Below are 3,523 nucleotides of genomic sequence, written 5' to 3'. Positions count from 1 at the left end.
ACCCGGGAGGCACCGGGTGCCGGGTCGGCGGACTGGCCGGGGTGGCGACCCACCCCCGCCACCCGGGGCGAGCCGCCGGGCGCCACCCGCGTGGGCACCATCCGGCTGCCCGACACCGAGCCGGTGCCGGCGCTGGTGTCGCTGCTCGACGGCGGGCACGTCGCGCTCGACGGCGATCCGGACGGCTGCGCCGCGGTGGTGTCGGCACTGCTGCTGCGCAGCCTCGGCCGGGCCGCGCCCGGCACCGTCCGGGTGGTCGGCTACGACCCGGACCAGCTCGGCGGCGGGCTCGCCGGGTTCGCCCCGCTGGGCACCGCCGGGCTGCTCACCTTCGTCGGCCCGGGTGGCCTGGGCCGGTTGCTGGACGACCTGGTGGAGCAGATCCGCCGGATCAACGAGACGGTGCTCGCCGGTGAGCACGCCTCGCTGCGCGAGCTGGCCGCCGCGACCGGACGACGGCCGGAGCCGTGGCGGGTGGCGGTGTTGCTCGGCGGCGACGAACTGTCCCGGCACGAGCGCGGCCAGCTCGACCGGGTGGTACGCGCCGGGGTGGCCTGCGGCGTCCACCTCATCGTGCGCGGGGTGCCGCTGCCCGACGACGCGGCGCTGACCCGGATCGTGGTCACCGCCGACGGCGCCCGGGTCGGCACCCTGCCGGTACGCCTCGACCCCCCGCCGCCGGCCACCCTGGTCACCGAGACCTGCCGGCAGATCGCCTCGGTGGTCAGCGCCGGCCCGGCACCCACCCCCTTCACCGATCTGTTGCCGCCGCCGGAGCAGATGTGGCGGGAGGACTCGGCAACCGGGTTGACCGCCCCGATCGGCGAGGGACCGCAGGGCAGACCGGTGCTGCTGACCCTCGGCGACTACCCGCCGCACGCGTTGATCGGTGGCCCGTCCGGCACCGGCAAGACCAATCTGATCTTCGCCTGGATCGGCGCGCTCGCCGCCCGCTACTCCCCCGCCGAACTGGAGTTCTATCTCCTGGACTTCAAGGAGGGGGTGTCCTTCGCCCGGTTCGCCAAGGGACGGCGGGACCCGAGCTGGCTGCCGCACATGCGTCTGGTCGGCATCAACGTCAACACCGACCGTGAGTTCGGCCTGGCGTTGCTGCGCTTCCTCGCCGAGGAGCTGCGCCGACGCGCCGACGCGGCGAAGAAGCACGAGGTCACCAAGCTGGCCGAACTCCGCGCGGTGGACCCGACCGGGCACTGGCCCCGGATCGTCGCGGTGGTCGACGAGTTCCAGATGCTGCTGGCGGGCCGGGACGCGGTGGCCCGGGAGGCGGCCGACCTGCTGGAGGACCTGGCCCGGCGGGGCCGCTCGCAGGGCATCCACCTGGTGCTGGCCTCGCAGGACGTACGCGGCATCGAGGCACTGTGGGGCCGTCCGGCGCTGGTCGCCCAGTTCACCCTGCGCATCGCGCTGCCCAAGGCGCTGCGCATCCTCGCCGAACGCAACGACGCCGCGCAGTCACTGCCGAAGTTCCACGCGGTGGTCAACGCCGAGTCGGGGCTGCCGGAGGGCAACGAGGTGGCCCGGATCCCGTCGGCCAGCGAGTGGGAGACCTGGAGCGAGTTGCAGCACCGGCTGTGGCGGATGCGCCCGGCCGAGGCGGCACCGGCCCGTCTCTTCGACGGTGACGCGATCCCCCGACTGGCCGAGGCACCGGACTTCCGGGCGCTGACCCCGCCGGAGGTGGGTACGCCGCGCGGCCCGGTCGCGCTGCTCGGCGAGATCATCGACGTGCAGGCCCGGTCGGCGGCGCTGCGGCTGCCCCGTGCACCGGGACGCAACCTGGCGGTGCTGGGTACCCGGATCGACGAGGCGTGTGCGGTGCTGGACGCGGCGGCCCGCTCGCTGGCCCGGCAGCACCGGCCCGGCACCGCCCGGTTCTCCATCGCCTGCCTGGATCCGGACGCCGACCCGGCGGCCAGGGCGCTCTACGAGGACCTCGCCGACGACGCCGCCTGGTACGACGAGGAGACGGTGGCCGAGCTGATGGCCGAGACCGCCGAGGGGCTCGGTGGGCCGGGCAGCGGGGGCGGGCCGCACTACCTGCTGCTCTTCGCCGTCGACGCGGCCTCGGGCGCGCTCGCCGCGCGGGCCGGCAGATCCACCGGGCTGGAACACCTGCGCCGGATCCTGCACGACGGCCCGGAGCGGCGTACCCACGTGCTGGCCTGGTGGCGGGGGGTGGCGCGGATGAAGGTAGACCTGGGTGGCACCGGCGCCCGCACCGACCAGATCGGCGCCTGGGTGGCCCTGGACACCCACGGCGGGGACCTGAGCGGGCCGTTGTACCCCGGCAGCGGCGGACCGGACTGGTATCCCCGGCCGTGGCGGGGACTCTTCTTCGACCGGGCGGTGCACCGCACCGGGCAGACCATCATTCCCTACGGACCGGCCCGATGAACGAACCGGTGACCAGCGAGACCTACGCCGCCCAGCTGCGGCGGCTCGCCGAGCTGACCGCGCGGGTGCAGGAACAACGCGCCGAGGCGAACGCCTGGTACGCCCAGCAGTGCGCGGCGGCCGACCGGGCGGTGGCCGAGTCCGCCGACGAGGTCAACCGGGCCGAGCGGGAACTGGCCGCAGCCCGCGAGTCCCAGGATCTGGTGGACTCCGAGACGGCGATGCTGTGGCAGGAGCTGAACAGCCGGCTGGGTGGCGGCGGGCGGCGGGCGGGCACACCCCCGGCACCGACCCAGGACGCCACCGGCGATCCGATGCCGCTGCTGGACGCCGCGCGGGACCTGCTGCGCCGCACCCGCCAGCCGGGCGAGCTGCCGAACAGCGTGAACCCGCTGCTGGCGCTCTGCGGGGTGGTCGGCGGGGTGCTCGCGTACGCGCTGGGGGCGGGTGCCCGCGCGCTGGGCGGGCGGGCCGACGGTGAGCTGTCCGTGGGCCTGCCGGTGCTGGCGCTGGTGGTGACGCTGCTCGGCCCGGTGATCGGGCTGGTGCCGGCCCGGGTGATCGCCGACCGGCGGCACGCGGTGCTGAGTCCGCGCCCGGTGATCGTGGTGGTGGCCGCCGGTCTGGTCACCACGCTGCTCCTGCTGATCGTGACCTGAGTCGGCCGACGTCCGCCCGCCGCGCCGTGACCTGGCCCGCTGCCCTCATCGCCTCACCCGGGCCCGGCACGGACCCGACAGGGCAGAGCACGGACCGGCCCCGGGACCGCACGGACCGGCCCGGCACCGCGCGGTGCCGGGCCGATGCCGTCGGGTGGGAAAGTGTCCGGAGGTCAGGCGGGGACGAGTACGGCCTCACGCAGCAGTCGCCGGGTGAGCGTGAGGCGGTCGGCGTCGTCGTCGAGGCCGGGCAGGTCACCGACCCGGACGACCGACCCGGCGAGCAGGACCCGCAGCGCGGCGGCGCACTGCGCGGGCAGCGTGACGGTGCGGTCGAACAGCCGCAGCACCACCTGCTCACCCCGCTCGTCGAGCTGTCGGTGCAGCCCGGGGCGGACGCGAGCGGGGTGAGCAGGTGGTGCTGCGGCTGTTCGACCGCACCGTCACGC

3 protein-coding genes are annotated in these 3,523 nt (G+C 75.5%); 2 read left to right on the top strand and 1 reads right to left on the bottom strand.

The features are described from left to right. Positions 1 to 2,415: FtsK/SpoIIIE domain-containing protein (locus tag EYA84_RS28865; RefSeq protein WP_236146015.1), on the top strand; the 2,415-nt coding region annotated here is incomplete at its 5' end. Further along, positions 2,412 to 3,074: a hypothetical protein gene (locus EYA84_RS28860; protein WP_131057139.1), complete on the top strand. Its 663-nt coding sequence runs from the start codon at positions 2,412 to 2,414 to the stop codon at positions 3,072 to 3,074. The genes EYA84_RS28865 and EYA84_RS28860, both read left to right, overlap by 4 nt. Positions 3,075 to 3,247: 173 nt before the next feature. On the opposite strand, the gene EYA84_RS28855 is transcribed toward EYA84_RS28860, so the two are convergent. After that, a complete protein-coding gene (locus tag EYA84_RS28855) occupies positions 3,248 to 3,427 on the bottom strand; it encodes a hypothetical protein (RefSeq protein WP_394347628.1) in 180 nt (59 codons plus the stop codon). Positions 3,428 to 3,523 lie beyond the last annotated feature (96 nt).

Origin of the sequence: Verrucosispora sp. SN26_14.1 (genome assembly GCF_004307965.1) — a bacterium.
Classification (GTDB): Bacteria; Actinomycetota; Actinomycetes; order Mycobacteriales; family Micromonosporaceae; genus Micromonospora.
The sequence above is the reverse complement of the archived record's forward strand: the minus strand, read 5'-3'. Positions and strand labels throughout refer to the sequence as shown.

Excerpts from the sequence above, each read along its gene's own strand:
- EYA84_RS28860 (WP_131057139.1), top strand. The coding sequence starts at position 2,412 with ATGAACGAACCGGTGACCAGCGAGACCTACGCCGCCCAGCTGCGGCGG.